At 63.2% G+C, this 20,317-nt stretch carries 5 protein-coding genes; 2 read left to right on the top strand and 3 right to left on the bottom strand.

Features of this window, described 5'->3' with window-relative positions; all coding sequences use genetic code 11:
* Positions 1–78: 78 nt before the first annotated feature.
* The 3 genes from FHY18_RS21150 to FHY18_RS21140 form a co-directional block, all read right to left on the bottom strand.
* Positions 79–492 carry a hypothetical protein gene (locus FHY18_RS21150; RefSeq protein WP_259159763.1) on the bottom strand — a complete coding sequence of 138 codons (414 nt, stop codon included), beginning with the start codon at positions 490–492 and terminating at the stop codon, positions 79–81.
* On the bottom strand, positions 489–13,946 hold the full coding sequence (locus FHY18_RS21145) for a hemagglutinin repeat-containing protein (RefSeq protein ID WP_259159762.1): 13,458 nt from the start codon (positions 13,944–13,946) through the stop codon (positions 489–491). The genes FHY18_RS21150 and FHY18_RS21145 overlap by 4 nt, the downstream gene beginning before the upstream one ends.
* Positions 13,947–14,015: 69 nt before the next feature.
* Positions 14,016–15,716, bottom strand: a complete 1,701-nt coding sequence (locus FHY18_RS21140) for a ShlB/FhaC/HecB family hemolysin secretion/activation protein (protein ID WP_259159760.1) — start codon at positions 15,714–15,716, stop codon at positions 14,016–14,018.
* A gap of 760 nt (positions 15,717–16,476) precedes the next feature.
* Between FHY18_RS21140 and FHY18_RS21135 the strand changes: the two genes are divergently transcribed.
* Both FHY18_RS21135 and pgaB read left to right on the top strand, forming a co-directional pair.
* Positions 16,477–18,435, top strand: coding sequence for a tetratricopeptide repeat protein (locus tag FHY18_RS21135; RefSeq protein ID WP_276577389.1), 1,959 nt, complete (start codon positions 16,477–16,479; stop codon positions 18,433–18,435).
* Positions 18,417–20,315, top strand: coding sequence for a poly-beta-1,6-N-acetyl-D-glucosamine N-deacetylase PgaB (pgaB, locus tag FHY18_RS21130; RefSeq protein ID WP_259159758.1), 1,899 nt, complete (start codon positions 18,417–18,419; stop codon positions 20,313–20,315). Before FHY18_RS21135 ends, pgaB begins: the two co-directional genes overlap by 19 nt.
* Positions 20,316–20,317 lie beyond the last annotated feature (2 nt).

The raw sequence follows: 20,317 nt of genomic DNA, 5'->3' as shown, positions 1-20,317 counted from the left end.
AACTCCTGAACAAGGCCCTATCCAGAAAATATCGCCTGATCTTCCGCATTCGCCATGAGCCAGATTACTTTAATAATATTAACGTGAACAAGCAATCGACTTCGGGTATTTCCTACAATATCCACTATTAATTCTGACCTCAACACTTGGCTCGCGAACTTTAAATCCATATTCACAAGGAAGCAGCCCTCTTCTAAATCCATCACAAACAGGCGAAACCTTTCCATTTACATATTTCACATAGCCCATTTTCTGAATGCAGAGCATAGATTCGGTGACTTGCTCTTCAGTACGATATCCATCAGCAAATTTCTCTCGCGGCCTAAAAGGACTAGCGTAACCACACTCAAGCATAACCTTCCAAACATCCAAATTATTAGATCCAGCCTTTTTCCATGTCTCGTAATCATCAGGAGGAGGCGAAAGATCAGCCAACGGAATGCAGCCGACCAAAATAAAAATTAAATTCAATAAAATAAATGCCCTCATCATTTTAGAGACCCTCTTAAAATCTCAATTTTCCGTATAAAATTATCGATGCCGGTAGTTGGAACTTTGTTAATAGGAATGGGCACGGAACGATTTTCCGGCGATCCAACCCAGAGTGGCGAACATTCCGCCGGAGCTGCACCATAACAATTATGTGGAGTATTTTTACCACCCATGACTCTAAGGAGTTCCCAGAGTGAATTTCCACCTTGAGGAGTTACACCTCCGGTAACAGGATTTAGCCCACTGAATATTCCAACAAAATCATTGGAATGATTTTGAAGTGTAAGAACAGCATCTTGGGGATTTGGCAATGAATCACGATTCTGCAAATAACCCAATAAATGATCTGCCGCCCCCGCATTATAAGCAGGCCCAATGAAGTTAATTTTTGTCTCCCGAAGCAGCCCAGAAGAACCAGGTAAATTATCAAGGGATTCCATTGCATTCCCAACCGTTAGTGAACCACGACTATGGGCATCAAGAACCAAGCCCTCTTGACCGTACTGCAGCATATAGCCACGAGTCACTTCAGTAGCATTAGCCAAGCCAAGAAAATCACTTTCCATATATTTCTGGTAGCCAGCAATTAAGATTTCAGAGAAAGCATCACTTGCCTTTGGAAAGTGCACAAAATATTGAGGACCATCAGCTGAAGAATGTTGATTCGCATATTTGTTAGCACCACTAAGGACGTTATTTATTCCATTGTCAGCTATGTGCACCATTCCATCAGCAGATGGCTCTAAATTATACTTCTCATCAAGACTTAATTCTCGCGGATCGAGCAGCTTTCCATTTTCGTCTTTTTCAACCACATAGACTTTTGCCTCTTTTAAAAACATAGTCTTATAAGCTTCGTCTGTATATTTAACCGCTTGATCATAGACCAGCTTTTTTGCTTGCTGCTTAAATTCAACTCGCTCTTGCAGATCAGCGGTGTCTACCTTCTCCAGGCCGACATCACTCAGACCTAAAGAACTCCTATCCAAAGCATGCAATCCTGAGTAGTCACCATTACGCACATCAATAAATCCTGCAGCGACACTACTGTGCGTACTACTTGAGTGATTTTCTTTCGCACTCCCATCACCCAGCATGTTACTCACAATCCCTTTGGCTGCAGCATATTTACTGCCACTTAAAATTTCTGAATCCGCGGACAACGCCAATCCAGAAGCATTCCCCTTTGAAATATTATCAATATTCTCAACAACCAGGCCATTGGTTGACAACCGATTAAGCGCCTCATCACCCTTGCTTGCAATAGCGCCACCAACCAGTTTTGTATCTGCGCCCACCTTAATATAAAATCCGCCATTCCCGGCTTGAATTCCACTTTGCTCATTAACACTCGTGTAGCTGTTATTGACCTTCTGCTGACTGTAGTTCGCGCTACTTCCACTAAAGCCCCACACCAACGTCATGCCCGCCTGCTGCTGCTTGCTCTTGTAGTCGCTGGTGTCTTGCTCACTTTGGATCAGCAGGTCACCGCCAACATCGGCCAGTACTTTGTCGCCGATTGCTTGTGCGCCCTTGATCGTGGTGTCGTTGCCACTGATCAACGTCAACCTGTCGTTGGCGGTCACCACGCTCTCAGCGTGCACGTCGCTATTGCCCTTGGCGCTGCCTTTACCCGCATAAGCAGTCAGATACACACCCGTCGTTGTACCAACGCTTACACCAATCTCGCCACCGGCGTTCTTGTTCTCCGACTTGTTGGTGTTGGTCTCCAAATTGCTCAGCAAGTTCAGATCGTTCGCTGCCGAGAGCGCGACGTTTTCACCATTGATCTTGCTACCGATGACATTCAGGTCGCCGCCGGTCGCTGCGATGGTGACGTTGCCACCGCTCAGGATGCGGCTACCGCCAGTGGTTTCCTCATGCGTGGTCGTCTTGCTCGACGCACTGCTAGCGCCGATCCCGATGCGTAGACTCACGCCCCCCATACTGCTGCCAGCGGCCGCAGCTGCCTGATACTCGGCCACGCCATCGCTGACTGCATATCCCGCCTTGGCGGCATAAAGTGCCTTTAGACGGTCGTCTTCTACCTCCGAACCACGTTTGGTCGCGCTATAGGCCGCTTCCGCCGCAGCCACTACTCCACCGGTCAATCCCAACGTAATGCCCGCACTCTGCTGCTTGGACGTCTGCACCGTATCTACGGTGTTTTCCGCTGCAGCAATGGTGACGTCCTTGCCCACGATGGTGGTGCTAGTGGCACTCAGCACATCGCTACCGGTAATGGCCACCTTGTTGCCGGCAGTCATCGTCACCGCGCCGTCAGTGCTGCCGACCAGGCTGCCGGTGTTGGTGACCTCGGTAACGTCCAGACCATCGGTTTTCTTGGTGACACCCAGGGCGACGCTGAATCCGCCACCGCCGTATAGACCGGACTTCTTGACGGTCTTTTCGTGTTCCTCGCTGTGCGTGTTCTGCGCCGTGTCCAACGTGAGGTTGTTGCCAGCGGCCAACACCACATCGCCGGTGCTGGCGACCTGTGCACCCTGCGACAGCAAGTCGTTACCCGCCGCGATCTGCACCGTGTCGCCACTGAGCGTGGTGGTGACCGCCACGTTGTCGTGCCACTCATCATGCGTGGTCGTGGTCTTGCTGGAGAACGTGCCCTTCTTCTTCTTGGTCATGTCCTGCACGGCGTCGTGCTGCTCGCTGGCGGCGAGCAGGTTGACGTCGTTGCCGGCGGCCAGGGTGATGCCGCCGTCCTTGGTGGCGGCCGATGCGGCGGTCAGGGTGATGTCGTTGCCCGCCTGCATGGCGAGGTTGCCACCGGCACTCAACTCGGTGCCGTGGACGGTTTCGTCGCGGGTAGCGGTGGTTTGCTTGAAGCGCTTGCGCGTTTCCAGGACATCGCTGGTGTCCACCGTGGTCAGCGTGCTGGCGTTGATGTCGTTGCCGGCGCTGATGCCCAAACCCTTGCCGGCGTCCAGCTTGGCAGCGACCAGGTTGACGTCATTGCCGGCGCTGAGGATCAGGTTGCCGCCGGCAGTGAGCGCCTGTTGGTCGATGGTTTGCGTAGTGGTCGTGGTAGTGACACGGGTCTTGCCATTGCGCGAGTTGTAGCTGTTGGTCTCGCTGTCGTTGAGCACCGACTCGACATTGAGGTTGTTGCCCGCTGCAGCGATCAGATCACCGCCCGCCTTCACCTCGGCCTGGCGAATGGTCAGGTCGTTGCCGGCGGTCAGCTGCAGGCTGTCGCCGGTGCTGATGCTGGTGCGGGTGGCGACCTTGCCGTCCAGACCGGTGGTCGGGGTCAGCGAAAGATTGTTGCCTGCCTGCAAGGCGGCGCTGCCGCCCGCGTTGATGCTGACGCCATGCAATTGCAGGTCGTTGCCTGCGGAGACGATCAGGTCTTTACCCGTGACGAGTGACACGGCATCGCCGCCACGCAGCAGGCCATTGTCGTTGCGCAACGCGCTGGGCGTGAGGCTCAGATTATTGCCTGCAATCAGCGCCGCACTGCCGCCGGCCTGCACGCGGGTGCCAGTCAGGGTCATGTCGTTGCCGGCGAATAGCTGCAGGGTATTGCTGGCGCTGATGCCGGACAGGATGCCGACGCCGTTGATGGCCTTGGCCGCTTCGCTGACCAGATTGTTACCGGCCGCCAGCCCAACATCGCGACCCTCGATCTGGCCCTGGTTGAGCAGGTCGTTGCGCGCTTCCAATGCCACGGTGCCGGTGCCGCTGATACGGCCCTGGTTGAGCAGGTTGCCGGCGGTGACGCTGACATCGGCACCGGCGATGACGCCCTGGTTGCTCATGGCGTTGATCGCGTTGAGCTCGACGTTGCCGCCGGCGATCAAGGCGCCGTTGCCACGCAGCTGCAGCGAGTTGGAGGCCAGGTAGACCACCGGCACCAGCACCTTCTGGCCCTGGTAGTCCTGTTCGACCATCCACACGATGTCTTGCGTGAGCGCGGCGGCCTGCGCGGCGGTGAGGCCCACGCCCATGCTCAATTGCAGTTGGCCTGCAGCAGCCACGCCGGACTCGAGCAAGGCGCGGTACTGCGCCACGCCATCGGCGTAGTTGCCCAGGTAGCGACGACCGGTGAGCTGGGTGATCTGGTCCAGCACCAGGCGCTGTTCGTAGAAGCCGTCGCCCAGCCGGGTCTGGGTCCACTCCGGGTCCACGCCCAGCTTATCCAGCAGGAAGTCGCTGCTGATGAAGTTGTCGTAGTTGACGAAGCGCGGATCGGTCTCGATCAGGTAACGACGGCCCGGGCCGTTGCTGCGCCAGGCGTTGATGCCACCGAGGCCGGTTGCCGCACGACCCATCGCCGTGCGGTCAGTCGCCGTGCCATTGGACAGGCGATACAAGCCGCCGATAGGCAGATCGATCTGCGTCAGCGAGGTCTGGCCACCGCCAACGACATTAGCGACCGGAATGGTGGCGGGGTCGACACGCGTGCGGGTTTCGTTCGCACCTGCCGTGACACCGGTACCAGCTGCGGTGGGTTGCACGTTTGTCTGATCGACGGTACTGCGTACCAGGCCGCTGTCGTTGGACATGACCGGTGCGACCGACATCTTGACGATGCCGCCTGACGTGGCGAGCGTGGCGTCCTGCGTGTTGGCTCCGACCTGAGCACCTGCATTACCAGCGGTGCCGGTGGCAACACGGATGCTGTCCGCGCCCCCGTTCGCACGACCGACGACCGTCTGGCCACCGACGCTTCCAGCAGTCTGCCTGCCACGGCCGCTGAGTCCACCCTGACCACCGACTGCGGCCAGCGACGCGCCGCTGACCGCACGCCCATCGCTACCGACAGCGCCGTTGCTGATGTTAGCGCCGTTGATGCTGACGCCTTGGTTGCCGGTCATGCTGGCGCCTAGGGCGATATAGCTGTTACTCGTCGTTGAAGAGCTGAGCCTCTGGTCCTCTTCCTCGTAGTAGCAAACGACCTTCTGTCCGACCGGCTGCATGCAGTCGTTGGTGATCGCGGTGACGATGTGTTCCACATCGCTTTGTCGAACCACCTGATTCAGTGCGAGCGCCTGGTTGAGCAGTTGCTCACCACCATTGATCATCGCATCCGAGAGCCCCCCAAGACCTCGCTGATTGGCCGCGAACAGGCCGGCAGCAGCGATGGTCGACGCATTATTTGTGACACTGCCCGACAGCAAGATGTTTCCGCCTGCTGCAATTTTCCCCTCCGCGCTTGCGGATGACAGCTGCTCCTGCTGGATCACCTGATAGTTGCGATAAATACCAGGTGCCAGTCCTGTGTAGGGATAAGGCGCCCGCGCACCCTGCAGATTCCGGATCGTTTTGCCTTCGACAAGCTCGCCACCCGAGTAAACATCGTCGCTACCAGGATCGGTCGACACGCTGGTCGTATTGATCACCCGCCGCCGATTATTCAGCTGGTTGGCCGCAATCAAGATGCTCCCATCCGCCTCGATGCTGCCCGACAGGTTGTTCACCACACCCGTACGCGACACCAAGGTACCGCCTCCATCCTGCGCGCCGCCGATGGCGATATTGCCCAGGCTGAAGATGCGCGCGTCGCGGTTGAGCAGCTGGTCGCGCACGATCAGGTTCATGTTGCCGGTGGAGCCGAGCAAGGCCGAGCCATAGGCAGCATTGCCCGTCGCACCGCCAAAGTCCGCGCCGTTGACCAGGGTGCCGGTATTCACCGAGACGTTGCCGCCGACGATGCTGCCGGTGTTGTAGATGCTGTTGGCGACAAGCGACAACGCGCCGTTACCGGAGATACTGCCGGCGTTGTCGATGGCATTGCCGCCATTGAGGCGGGTGTCGTTGGACAGGATGTTGGCGCCGGCGCGGTTGGCGATGCTGCTGGCGGTGATATCCAGGCGACGGGCGGCCTTGAGCGTGGCTTCGTTGACGAGGTTGCCGCCCACGCGCAGGTTGAAATCGCCATTGCTGACCAGGTCTGCGCCGGCGCGATGCGTATAGTCGCTGCGCAAGGTCAGATCCAGCAGGTTCTGCGCCAGGATGCTGCCACCACCGTCGAAGCCGACTGTATCGATCACTACATCGCCGGCACCGCCGATCGCGCTGCCGGCACCGATCTGGCCGCCCGCGTTGTTCAAAGTCTGCAGATTCAGGCGGACCGCCTGCTCGGCCTTGATCCTGCCGTTCTGGTTGTCCAGCGTGGCGCCTGCGCGCTGCAGCAGGAAGCTCGCGCCGGCATAGATATTGCCGCCCTGGTTGTTCAAGCCATTGGTGTTGGCGATCAGATCGCCGCCGGCCACCAGCTGGCCGCTGTTGTTGGCGATGTTGGCCGCATCGATCACCACGCTGCCGCGCCCGCCGAGATTGCCGCTGGTATTGGTCAGGGCCCCGCCGGTGGTGATGCGGGTCAGGCCGCCACCGTTGTTGACGATACTGCCCTGCGTATTGTCGATTCGCCCACCGGAGGCGGTGAGCGTGTTGCCGGCATCGAGCTGGCCGCCGCTGTTGAGCAGTGCTCCGGTAACGGCGACATTGAGATCGCGGCCGGCACTGAGCTTGCCGCCCTGGTGATTGTCCAACTGGCCGCGCGCGGTGACGCTGAGGTCGCGTGCTGCTTGCAGGCTACCGCCGGTGCTGCTGATGTTCTCCGCAGTGATCACCGCATCGGTACTGGCGCCGATGACGCCGTTGCCGTTATCCAGGCCACGGTTGAGTTCCACACGCAGGCCGCCGCCTGCCCCGCCGCTGGCAACCGCCTGCACGAGGCCGCCGGCATTACTTAGGCTGTCGGCACGCAGCGTCAGCGCGCCGCCGCTGGCTTGCAGCAGGCCGTTACGGTTATCGGTGGCACCGCCCGTCTGTACGTTCAGGCCGCGTGTGGCGACCGAGCCACCATTGTTGTTGAGGCTAGCGGCCGTCAACGTTGCATCGCCGGCCGCAGCGATGGTGCCGCCCTGATTGTTCAAACCTCCGCTGGCACCGAGGGTCAGCTGGCCCTGGGTCAGGATGCGGCCACTGCTGTTACCGAGCGCGCCACGACTGGTGACCGACAGGTTGCCGGCGCCGGCATGCTCGATTCGTCCTTGCGCGTTCTCCAGGCTTGCGGCCGTGATGGTCAGATCCTGACCATTACTCGCCACGGTGCCGGCGGTGTTGTCGATGGCGCCGCCGATGCTGACACGGGTCAGGCCGGCGCCGCTCTGTACCAGGCGACCGCCGGCATTGTTCAAACTGCCACCGTCGATGCTGAGCTGGCCTGCCTGCATCTGACCGCCCACCGCATTGAGCCGGCTGTTATCGATGGTGCCGCCGGCCTGGACGGTCAAGCCGCCACCCACGAGCAGATCGGCGCCACGATGATCGAGGCTTCCGGCAGTCGTTAGGACCGCATTGCCAGTGACACGCGTGTTGCCACCGGCAAGGCCTAGCTGACCGCCCTGCAGCAGCAGATTGCCTCCTGCCAGCAGCTTGCCGGACACGCCCAGTTGGCGGTCTGCGACCAGGCTCAGGGTGCTTCCCGTCCCCAGATTGCCATCGGCCGCAATACCCGCACCCACGGTGCCGGCAACGCTGATATCGCCGGCACGCAGACTCAGGTTGCCGGCTGCAGTGGTCTGTCCTGTGTTTTCGATACGTGCACCTTGCAGACCCACTGTTGCGCCACTGACGACACCTTGCTGGCGCAGCACCGCATCGCTGGTCAGCGTGGTCTGTTGACCCGACACCTGTCCGGCAATCGTGAGATCGCCCTTGGAGTGCAGGTCCAAAGTGCTGCCCGCACTCAGGCTGCCGCTTTGCGCCAAGGCGCCATCGGCCTGCGCCGAGAAGGCGCCAGCCGCAGCCAGACTACCGTCCAGCTGCAGGTTGCCGCGGCTGATCACGGCGACATCGCCGCGCTCGCTGCCCAGCTGACCGCTGCTGCTCAGCTGCCCGGCCTCCACGCGCAAGCCGTTGCCGCCGATCAGATCACCGCGATTGTCCACGGCCCCCGATGCTGTCAGGCCCAGACGCTGCAGGCCGTACGCCTGCCCGGTCTGGCGCAGCGCGCCAACGCCGAGCGTCAGCAGATTGCCTGCGCGTATCGCGCCGGCATTGTCGAGCAACCCTGCGATGGTCAGCGTGGTATCGCCTTGCGCAAGCAATACGCCGGTACCGGTGTTGCTTGCACTGGCGGCGGTGACGCTCAGGTTCTGACCAGCAACGACCTGCGCTGCATTGGCCAGCGTACCGGCAGCGCTCAGCACCACTGCGTGATCGGCTTGCGCAACGCCGGCAACGGCTAGGTTGCCGGTACTACGCAAGTTCAAGTCGGTGGATGCATCGAGGGCGCCGCGGCTATCGATCGCCGCGCCATCCAGACTGATTGCGCCACCGGCCTGGAGCACAGCCGTTTGCGCCGTGCTGATGGTTGCAGCGCGCAGGGTGGCATCGCCGACGCTGGACGCCTGTCCGTTCAATGCGAGCGTGCGCTGCGCCTGCAGGTCCAGCTGAGAGCCGGACTGCAACGTACCTGCCGCGACCAGGTCGCGCCCAGCATGCAGTGCAACCGACTGTGCCTTCAGCGAGCCGCCTTGCTGCAGATCGCCAGCCGCGGTTGCCTGCAACGTGGTCGCAGCGGCAACCACGCCTTGCAGCGTCATCTCGCCACGGCTGGTCAGATCGGCATTGGCTGTCTGGCTGCCGAGCTGGCCGCTGCTGCGCAGGTTGCCTGCATCCACGACCAGGCGGTCGGTGGCGATCAGGCTGCCGCGATTGTCCAGCAACCCGGTGACACTGGCGGTCAACGCCTTGCCAGCATTTGCCGAACCGCTTTGATCGAGGCTGGCTGCGGTGATGCGAAGGTCGCCACCGCTCTGCACGCTACCGGCGTTCTGCAGCGCACCGGTCGTCAGCGTGACAACGCCTTCGGCAGCCAGCGCGCCGGACGCGGCGTTGGTCACTGCGCCTGCCTGCACCGAAAGATCGCGGCCTGCAATCACCTGAGCCGCATTGCTGAGACCACCTGCGGCGTTGAGCACCACATCGCGGTTGGCTTGCGCCACCCCTGCCAAGGCGAGTCCACCGGTACTGCTCACGCGCAGATCGCTGCCCGCATCGAGCGTGCCGCGACTGTCGATGGCTGCGCCGTCCAGGGTGATCAAGCCGGCGCCTTTCAGCACGGCGGCCTCACCGGTTGTGATGCTGCCGCCACGCAGGGCGGCAGCACTGCCCGCCTGCGCCTGGCCGTTCAAGGCAAGCACGCGCTGCGCCTGCAGATCCAGCGTGGAGGCCGATTGCAGCGTGCCGCCGGCAGTGAGGTCACGCCCCGCCTGCAAGCTGACGGTTTGCGCACTGAGGGTGCCCGTCTGCAGCAGGTCGCCAGCCGCGTTGGCCTGCAGAGCAGTGGCAGCAGACACGACGCCGCGCAGGTCGATGGCGTTCTGGCTGGTCAGCGTCAGTGCGCCCGTCACCGAGCCAAGCTGGCCGTTGCTGACGATGTTGCCCGCCCCGATGGTCAGGTCCTTGCCGGACACCAGTTGGCCGACATTCTCGAACGCTCCGGTCGATGCGATGGAAATCGCGTCGCCGCTATAGAGGCGGCCACGCTGCAGCAACGTGCCCGTCGACAGCGCAAGCCCACGCTCGCCATGCAGGGTGCCGTTGTTCTCCAGCGTGCCGGCGACATCCAGGCGCAGATCGCGCAATGCCCCCAGGGTCGCATTGGCTGCATTGTCGACACTGGCCGCACGCACGCCGAGATCGCGGGCGGCGATCACTTGCGCGGAATTGCGCAAGGCACCGTCGGCCGCCAGGGTGACATCGCGTCCGGCCTGGGCCACACCGCCCAGCGCAAGATCGCCTGCGCTGCGCACGCTGAGATCGGCGGCTGCATCGAGTGCACCGCGGCTATCGATGGCGCTGCCGTCCAGGGTGATGTCGGCGCCGCTCTTTACCGCAGCTGCGCTGCCGGTAGTGATGGCTGCACCTGAGAGCGCGACGTTGCCCGTGCTCGATGCCTGCCCATTAAACGTGAGCGTGCGCTGCGCCTGCAGATCCAGGGTGGAGGCAGACTGGACGGCGCCATTGACAGCCAGATCGCGGCCGGCCTGCAGTGCAAGCGACTGCGCAGTGAGCGTGCCGGCTTGCTGAAAGTCGCCACCGGCGTTGGCGCGCAATGCGGTCGCGGCAGCCACCACGCCGTCCAACTGCATGTCCGCCTGGCTGGTGAGCGTGACATCGGCACGCTCGCTGCCAAGCTGGCCGCTGCTGCGCAAGCTTGCTGCATCGACCAGCAGCGCATCCCTGGCGACCAAGGTACCGCGGTTGTCCAGCGTACCAGCCACCGCAACATTCAAGGCCTTGCCCGCGGAGACGCTGCCACTTTGGTCCAGCGCTGCCGACGTGAGCTGTACATCGCCGCCGGCTTGCACGCGGCCTGCGTTGGCGAGCTGCGCCACCGTGGTCAGCGCCACAGCGCCCTCGCCAGCCAGGACGCCGGCAGATGCGTTATCCAGTTGCTGCGCCTGCACGGTCAGGTCGCCTCCAGCCACGACATGCGCAGCGTTGCGGACCGCATTGGCCGCGGTGAGATGCACGTCTCGCCCACCCTGGGCCACGCCAGCCAGCGCAAGATCTCCCTGGCTGCGGATCTGCAGATCGCCGCCCGCATCCAGCGTGCCGCGGCTGTCGACAGTGCCGCCTTCCAGCGTCAAGGCGCCACCAGTTTGCAGCACGGCGTCCTGGCGCGTGGTCACGCTGCTCGCGCGCAAGGACGCATCGCCGTGTACCTGGCCTTGCGCAGCAAACGTCAGCGCACGCTGCGCCTGCAGGTCCAGCATCGATGCCTGCACTGTGCCGGCCGCGGTGAGGTCCCGCCCAGCCATCAATGCAACCGACTGTCCCGTCAGCGCGCCCGCCTGCTGCAAATCGCCACCGGCGCTGGCCTGTAGCGCAGTCGCCGCTGCCGTTACGCCCTGCAGCCGCATGTCGCCCAGGCTCGCCAGCCGGACGCTGCCCGCTTCGCTGCCGAGTTGACCGTCACTGCGTAGGCTGCCGGCGTCGATCTGCAGCGCGTTTCGGGCAACCACATTGCCGGTGTTGTCGAAGGTGCCGTCAACCGTTGCGGTCAGCGTGTTGCCGGTACCAATCCGACCGCTCTGGAGCAGCGTGCCAGCCGCAAGCTGCAGTGCACTCGCCGCGTAAAGGCTGCCAGCGTTGTCCAGCGCACCGCGGGTTCTTACAACTGCATCGGCGTTGGACGAGAACGCCGCGCCCTGCGCATTACGCAGCGAAGCCGCATCGACCTGCAACGAGCCGTTAGCAACGACGCTTGCGCGGTTTTCCAGCGCATTGCCCGCTTGCAGCGTGGTAGTGCCTGCGCTCTGCAATGTGCCGTTCAACGCCAGATCGGTGGCGCTTGCAATGCGCAGATCGGCACCGGCATCGATCACCCCATCGTGCTCGACCGTGTCACCACCCAGTTGCAGTGCGCCGGCGCTACGCAGCTGGCCGCGCTGGCGCAGTGCGCCGTCCGCCTGCAGGTCGATCGCGCCCGCAGCGCTGACGAGCGCATCGTTGACCAGCTCACCGCCGGCGACCATGGCGACGTCGCCGCGTGCGGTCTGCAAGCTGCCCGATACCTCGGCATTGCCGCCGCTGCGCAAGGTCACGCTCGCGGCGTTGACCGCCCCGGCGAGTTGCGCCGCGCTGCCGGCATCCACTGCCAGCGCCCCACCTGCCACGGTGTTGCCGCCCAGTGCGATCCCACCGCGGGCGCGCAAGGTCGTCTCGCCACGCTGGCTGCCGATATCGCCACGGCTGTCCAGTTGCGCGGCGTCCACCGTCAATGCGTTTCCAGCCACGACGGTACCGCTGTTGACCAAGTCTCCGGCGACGACGACCTGCGCGTCGCGCGCAGCGGTCATGCTGCCAGCGGTGACCACGCTGCCGGCCTGGAGCCGCAGGTCGCGACCGGCGTAAACGCTGCCCGCATTATTCAGCGCAGCGGCGCTGCGCAGATCCAGATCGGCGCCCGCAGACACCGCTGCGCGCTGCGCAAGATCGATCGCGCCGGCACTCAACGCAACCGCATCGGCAGCGACCAACTGCCCCTGCAGCCCCAGCCGGCCACCGGCCTGCACCTGCGCGCCCTGCCCGGCCTGCGCCAGCCCGCCCATCCGCACATCGCCGTTACCGATCACTCGCAATGCGGTCGCTGCATCCAGCGTACCAACCGCGTCGATCGTGTTTGCGTTCAATGCAATCGCGCCGCCGCTCTGCAAGGTGCCCGACAGCGCGATACTTGCCGCACGCAGATCCGCGCCTGCGCCGCCATACGCAACACCGCCGCTGCGCAACAGACCATCGGCTCCCAGCTCCAGTGCACCGGTGCTATGCAGGCTGCCGTCGGCATTCAACTCCGAACCAAACAGGCGAATCGAGCCGGCGCTGCTGCGACCGGCATGCCGCAAGGTGCCGCTGGCCTGCGCTGTCAACGCTCCGGCGGCAACCAGATCGCCAGCCAGGCGCAGCTGCGCCCCTCGCAAGCTGACATCGCCCTGCTGCGAGCCGAGCACGCCGCGTTGGTCCAGATCGCCCGCTGCACGTACAGTCAAACCATCGCGTGCCACTGCAGTGCCACTCAGACTCACCTGCCCGGCGCTGTCGATCTGCAGGTCACCGCTCTGCGCGGCCAGGGTGCCGCGGCTGACCACGCCCACGCCGGCTTCGGTAGCGATCAGGCGAATGCGGTCGGCATACATGCCGCCCAGCTGCGCAACGTCGATGCCGATCGACGGCGCGGCGCCATCGGTACCGGGCAGCACGTCGAGCAACATGCCGTCGTAATTGACGCGCCCTGCGCCGGCACTCGCGACCAATTCCTTGGTCCAGATCGACCCATTGACGCTGAGCTGGCGCGACAACAGATCCAGGCGATCCACATTGAAGGCGTCAAGACCATTGCTGCCGATGCTGAGCGCACCGCCGGTGATGGTGAAACCATTCAAGGCGCCATCGCCGCTGAGGTTTGGCGTGCCGGTGGTCAGCGTGACGCGCGAGGTATTGAGAAATCCGCAGCCATCACAGGAAATCCCGTTGGGATTGGCAATGACCAATTGCGCCTTGGCGCCGGCGATTTCGGTGTAACCCTGCAGGCGGCTGGTGGCGGAGGTGACCTCGTTGAGGATCAACGATGCCGAACCGCTACGCTGCAGATTGTTGTTGCCCGCAACATAGCCGCCCAGCTCGGTTTTGGAGATCTGCGCGCTGTTGTTGAGGATCAACCCGTTCGGGCCGACATTGAAATTGCTGTAGCGGTTATGCGAGATGCCGCGCGCATTGGGCGCGACGATATCCACCACCGGTACGCCATTGGCGGCGACCTGCTGACCGGGTGTCTGCCCGCCGGGGTTCGGCGTTGGCGCAACCTGTGCCCACGCCGGAAACGATGTCCAGGTGACCGTGCAGCACAGCAGCAACGCAAGCGCGCGCTTGCTTTGTTCGGCCAGGTAACCACGCAGGTTCATCGTTTCGGTGTCCATCGTTTCTCTCTCGCCACTCGTGGGCGTCATCAATCAACGGCGCGCTGCCGGCTGGCGGCGCGATCCATGTCAGAACTGGTAGATCACACGCGCGCCATACGCCGGCTGCGCACTTCCAAAACCATCGGGGCGATGGATCGCCCAGCCGGCAAATGCATCGATGCTGGCGCCGAACCAACCGCCGCGCAGACCTACCGCGCCGCCCACCAGACTGCGGCCGCGCAGACCGCCGGCACTGGTGCCATCGATGCGCCCGGCATCCAACCCCAGATACGGCGTCAGCCCGATCTGCTGGATCGGAAAACTCAAGGTATTCCGCCAGTACGCGCCCTTTTCCGCGCCCAAGGTCGCTTCGCCGTCGAAGCCGCGCACGCTGTAGCGGCCCCCGATGGTGACGAACTCCGAGCCAAGCAACAGCTCACCTGCGGTCTGTGCACGCAGGCTGCTTTCCCACGCCATCGGCACCGGGCCCAGCTTGAACGGCAGGGCCGTGCTCACGTCCAGCGTGGTCACGCCATAACGGAATGTCGGGAACCCGATCTGCGGGTCGTAACCTGTCCACTGGCTGTTGAACCACGGCGTGCCACGCCGATGCGCGATGCGCACGTCCAACTGCATCGCGCCCAGATAGCGACGATGGGTGAGGTAGAACTCCGCGCTGCTGGTGTCGCGGCGCTGGATGCCGATCTCCACGCCATCCAGATAACTACGCGCCCGCCGCCTGCCCACCGTGACACCGGCAGAGGTCTTGCTGGTGCCATCGCGGTGCAGTACACGCTGGATATCCAGCTGCGCGTTGCTGGATTCGCCGCTGGACTGAAAGGTCTGCAAAAATCCGTCCACGCGCTGGTGATAGCGGTACGAAGAGGCCGACAACGCAAACGTCCACCAGCCCCATGGCAGGCTGTAACTGAGACTATTGCCGCGCGTGCCGCGTTCTTCGTCGCGCGTGGCCAGGTCATGGCTGTAGCCGACGCTGAGCAGATCGTTGAGGCCCAGCGGGTTGTCCAGCGAAAAATCCAGCCCGCTCTGCGCGCGCCCGGTGGCTTCCACGCCAGAGTCGTCGGCATTGGCCACGCCGCGCCAGCGCCGACCGTGCTGCAAGGTGATCACCAGATCCGATTCGCCTGGCGCCTCGCCCGGGGCGATATCGATCTTGGCATCTTGCGATGGCAGTCGCTTGAACTGCTCAACGGCCTGCTCGATCGCGCGCAGATCCAGCAGATCCCCGCTGCGTAACGGCAAGGCCGTTTTCCAATGTGCGCCATCGGTATCGGAGGCCACACGCACCGCACGCAGACGTCCAGGCATCAATTCAAAACGCAGTTCGCCACGCGACAGATCCTGCTCGGGCACACCGATTCGGGTGGTGACAAAACCACGTGCCACCAGGCGATCCAGTGCGCGGCGGCGAATGATGTCGATCCCCGCGCGGCCGATGCAGCGGCCCTCGTAACGGCGCAACGATTTCCACAACCAGGCAAAACGGTCCGCTGCATCGCCGGCACCGGAAAGACGCACGCGCGTGATGGCAAAACACAGGTCTTCCCTGGGCAATGCAGTGCTGCCTGCATCCACGCGGTCGGCCTCCTCGCGCGGGCCGGCGAAGGGCGCCTGGCGCTCCTGCTCCTGCCTGCGCTGGATCTCTTCGGCCTGGCGCAGTTGTTCCTGCCGATCCAGGCTGGAAGGTGCCGATTGTTGTGCAGCCGCCAGCCCAGCGACCGCCCAAAGGCAAGCCGCCAGCGCCAACGGCGCCGATCGCATCCACATCTTGTCCTGCCCCCTGTGCGGTGGTCGCGCCTTCCGCGCGCCGCCGCCCGCATCACCGTGCCTGGCCACCAACATGGCGGCGCAACCCTTCAGCTCGGCAGAATGCGGCGCAACTTTGCTGCAACGTTAAGAACGGGTCAACGCGCCGTGTAGGGGCTACCCTGTAAGAAAAATCCGACCATTTCACTTATGTGATGGATATCACTTAAATTCCGGACGCAGCGAGTGGGCAGCTGTAGGTGCTGGATGCAACAAGGGTCTCGTCAGACACGAACGTCGGGCAACTCGCCGCTAAGTTGGGCAATTCTAATAATGTCTAAAAGAGCATAGCGTGGAGCCGACAACACGCTTGCCAGCGCGCCCTGCGTGACAATGAATCTTCTTCATTCGAAGTAGATACGCACGAGAACGCGTTAGTAGTCCTATTTCCGGCAATAAAATCGCCGCGGGAATCATTGCCTAGTCTCAAAAACGAACTGAAGCAATGAACATCGCATCGACATTGTGATGACATGCATTTTACATAGGCATACGCAGTATCGCCGAACTTCATAGCCGGGATCGCTTGTGAACTTCCTCCCCCAGTCGTTCAAGCAATTACGTGCGTCGCGGTTGTCCTGACCGCACGAGCGCACTCACACCTCTGCTCAGCCTCGCCTTGTTGTCTGCGTGTGCGCCCCAGGCGCACAGTGGCGAACTGCGGTCTGCAGATGTGCGTGATGCCTCCGATGTGCATGACGCCACCATCGTCCTTACACCCATGCAGCAGGCCGAGCAGCTTCGCGGCCAGCAACGCTATGCGGACGCCCTGGCCATCTACGAGCGGGTGCTGCGTGCAGACCCGCGCGACAAGGGCGCCTACACCCTGCGTGCGCTCACACTGAGCGACCTGGGCAGCGCACAGCTCGCAGCCGAAGCGGTGTGGCGGCATCCGGACTGGTTCTCGCAGCAGGAACGCGAACGCATCGACAACGATCGCGTCGCGCGCATGATCGGCTGGGCCAGTGCCGAACCGGTGGACGCCGCGCATCGCTACGCCGAGACCGATCAAGCGCTGGTCAACATTGCCCGTATCGAGCGCGACGCGCCGCCCCAGGTGGCATGGGAAGCCACACGCCTGCGCGTGGACGGCCTGATCGCGCTCAACCAGCGGCAGCGTCACCGCGATGTGGTGGCCGGGTACCAGGCGCTGCGCGCGGAAGGCATCGCGGTTCCCGGCTACGTGCTGCCGACCGTGGGCGACTCGCTGATGGGGTTGCGCCGCCCTGCCGAAGCCGAAGCCGTGCTGCGGCAGGCCTTGCAACACGACCCGGACGATTTCAATACGCAGCTGCTGCTGGGCTATGCCTTGCTGGAGCAGGAGCGCTTCGATCAGGCGATGCCGTTGTTCGAGAAGCTTGCCGCAACCCAGGTGCCGTGGCCACGCCGCGATGGAGCCACCAGCGGCTACGAGAACTGGGACCGCTTCAGCGCAGATATCGCGCTGGCGACGGCACGCTCGGCGGCGAACGACAACCGGGGTGCGCAGGCCCTGCTGCGCGAGCGGGTGGCGATCGGTCCGGATAATGCGGAACTGCAGGCCGCGCTGGCATCGATCGAGCAGCGGCGCGGACACATCAGCCAGGCATTGCAACGCAACGCAATGGCACTGACGCTGGATCCGCATCACAAGCAGGCGCGCAGCGGCAGCGTGGAAGCGCAACGCGACCTGGATCGCCTGGATCTGGCCGATGCCGCGTTCGCGAGCCTGCGCAAGGAGTATCCGGACGACGCGGGCCTGCAACGCCTCGGCGCATCGCTGGAGCGCCAACGCGGCTGGCAGGTGCATCTGAGCCATGCGTGGGGACGCAGCGACAACGACAACCGCGCCAACGCAACCTCGCCGCTCGGCGACCATTTCGGCAGCTCGCTGCTGGAAGCCGAATCGCCGCTGCTGGGCGAGCGCTGGCGCGTGGGCTTGCGCGCGCGCGACGATTGGTCCGATTTCCAGAACACGCGCGTGCGTTATCGCAGCTTCTGGCTAGGCACGCATTACCGCTACGACCGGCTGGATCTGAGCGCCTATGGTGGCCGCGCACTCGATGATTTCGACCGCGACAGCACCGCCTGGTCATTGGACGCGGGCTGGCGATTTTCCGATGCGTGGTACGGCAGCGTCGCCTGGCGGACACGCGACCCGGAGGCCTCGTTGCAGGCGCGTCGGTTGGGCATCACCGGCGACAGCATCGGCGCTGCCGTGCGCTGGACCCCCAGCGACGAAAGCCGTTGGGAACTGCAAGCACGCCAGCTGCGTTACAGCGATGGCAATCGGCGCAGCCAGCTCGATCTATCCGGCAGTCAACGCCTGTGGGCAAGCCCGCATGTGCTGATCGATGGGCTATTTTCCGCGTCCGCCGGGCGCGCCGAAGACGACCGCGTTGTCGATTACTTCAACCCGCGCCGCAGCTCGGGCGTGGCCGCGGGTGTGCGGATCGAACAGATCGGCTGGCGTCGTTATGACTATGCATTCCGGCAGCGGCTGGAAGTGACCGCCGGGCCAACGTATCAGTCCGGCTTCGGCAGTCGCTGGGTACCTGCCGTGGCCTATCGCCACCTGTGGTCGCTGGGCGATGGCAGCGCAGTGAGCTACGGCGTGAGTTGGTCGAGCCCGGTCTACGACGGGCAGCGCGAACACCAACTTGGATTGGACCTGGATTTCCGATGGGGAGGTACGCCGTGATCCGCCTGCCGCTGTTGCTGCTCGCGCTGCTGTTGATGACCTTCGCTTCGTCCGCGCATGCAGGCCTGCTGGTGCTCAGCTACCACGATATTCGCGACGACGTCGCCGCCAAGGGCGATCCGGATCGCTATGCGGTGTCCACCAGCAACTTCGCCGCGCATCTGGACTGGCTGCGCTCGCACGCCTACCACCCGGTCAGCGTGCAGCAGGTGCTGGACGCACGTGCCGGCCGGCGTGCCCTGCCCTCGCGGCCGGTATTGCTCACCTTCGACGATGGCTTGCGCAGCGTTTATACGCGGGTATTTCCGCTACTGCAGGCGTATGGCTACCCCGCACTGGTCGCGCCGGTGACCAGTTGGGTCGAGTTGCCTGCGGACAAGGTCGTACCCTATGGCCCGCGCGATTTCACCCGCGATGACTTCGTCACCTGGGCGCAGTTGCGTGAGATGCAGGACAGCGGCCTGGTCGAGATTGGCTCGCATAGCGATGACTTGCATAAAGGCATCGCCGGCAATCCGTTCGGCAACCAGACGCCGGCCGCTGTTACGCGTCACTGGGATGCAGGCAAGGGTTACGAAAGCGAAGCGGACTATCGCCAACGCATCCAGACCGACCTGCGCCATAGCCGCGACGCGATCGTGGCGCATCTGGGCAAGCCGCCACGCGCCATGGTGTGGCCGTATGCCGCCTACAATCGCGCCAGCAACCAGATTGCCGCGCAGTTGGGCATGACGCTCAGCTTCGATCTGGAAGGCCGCTCGCACGAGGCCGATATCGGCCAGCAGGGCCGCGACCGCGTGGATGGGCAATCGCTGGCCAGCCTTGGCCGCCTGTTGCTGTTCAACAATCCCGATGTGCGTGATCTGGCCGGCGAACTGCGACGCGACCTGTCGCGCGATGGCCTGCGTGCGATCCAGATCGATCTGGATTACGTCTACGACCCGGACCCGGCGCAGCTGGAACGCAACCTCGACATCCTGGTCCAGCGCGTCAAGGACATCGGCCCCAGCCACGTCTTTCTGCAGGCCTTTGCTGACCCGGATGGCGATGGCGCGGCCGATGCGCTGTATTTCCCCAATCGGCATCTGCCGATGCGCGCGGACCTGTTCGGGCGCGTGGCCTGGCAGCTGCGCACCCGCGCCGGTGTGCGCGTGTTCGCCTGGCTGCCGGTGCTCGGCTTCCACCTGCCCGACGCGCAGCAACAGGCGGCGCTGCAGATCCGAGCAAACGATCCGAAGGATGTACCGCGTCTGGACCCGGGCAACCCACGCACGCGCCAACTGGTGGCCGACGTCTACGAAGACCTGGCCGCCAATGCCTACTTCGAAGGCCTGCTGTTCCATGACGATGCCTACCTGCGCGATGACGAAGTGCCGGCTTACGGCGGCGGCGATCCGGCCAGGCGCACGCAGGCGCTGATCGGCTTTACTCAGCAGCTCAAGGTCGCCGCAGAACGTTGGCGCCCCAAGCTGGTCACGGTGCGCAACCTGTTCGCGCAGCCGGTGCTGGAGCCGCACAGCGAAGCGTGGTTTGCGCAGCGCCTGGACGCGTTTGCTACCGCCTACGACTACACTGCGCTGATGGCGATGCCGTACATGGAACAAGCCGACGATCCGCAGCAGTGGCTCACGCAACTGGCGACGCGTGTCGGTCAGCAACCACGCGGTTTCGACAAGACCATCTTCGAACTGCAAACCGTCGATTGGCGTACCGGCAAGCCACTGCCTGACGGCGCAGTGCTCGCACACTCCAAGCTGCTGCTGGCGGCCGGCGTGCGTCATCTGGCGTATTACCCCGACGATTTCATTGGCGGCCATCCGTCCCTGCCCGAAGCGCGTGAAGCCATTTCGGCCCGCCAATTCCCCTATATCGAGCGATGACC

The organism is Xanthomonas sp. 3793 (genome assembly GCF_024806835.1).
GTDB lineage: Bacteria > Pseudomonadota > Gammaproteobacteria > Xanthomonadales > Xanthomonadaceae > Xanthomonas > Xanthomonas arboricola_F.
Note: the sequence above shows the minus strand (reverse complement) of the source record. Positions and strands in the feature narration are given on the sequence as shown.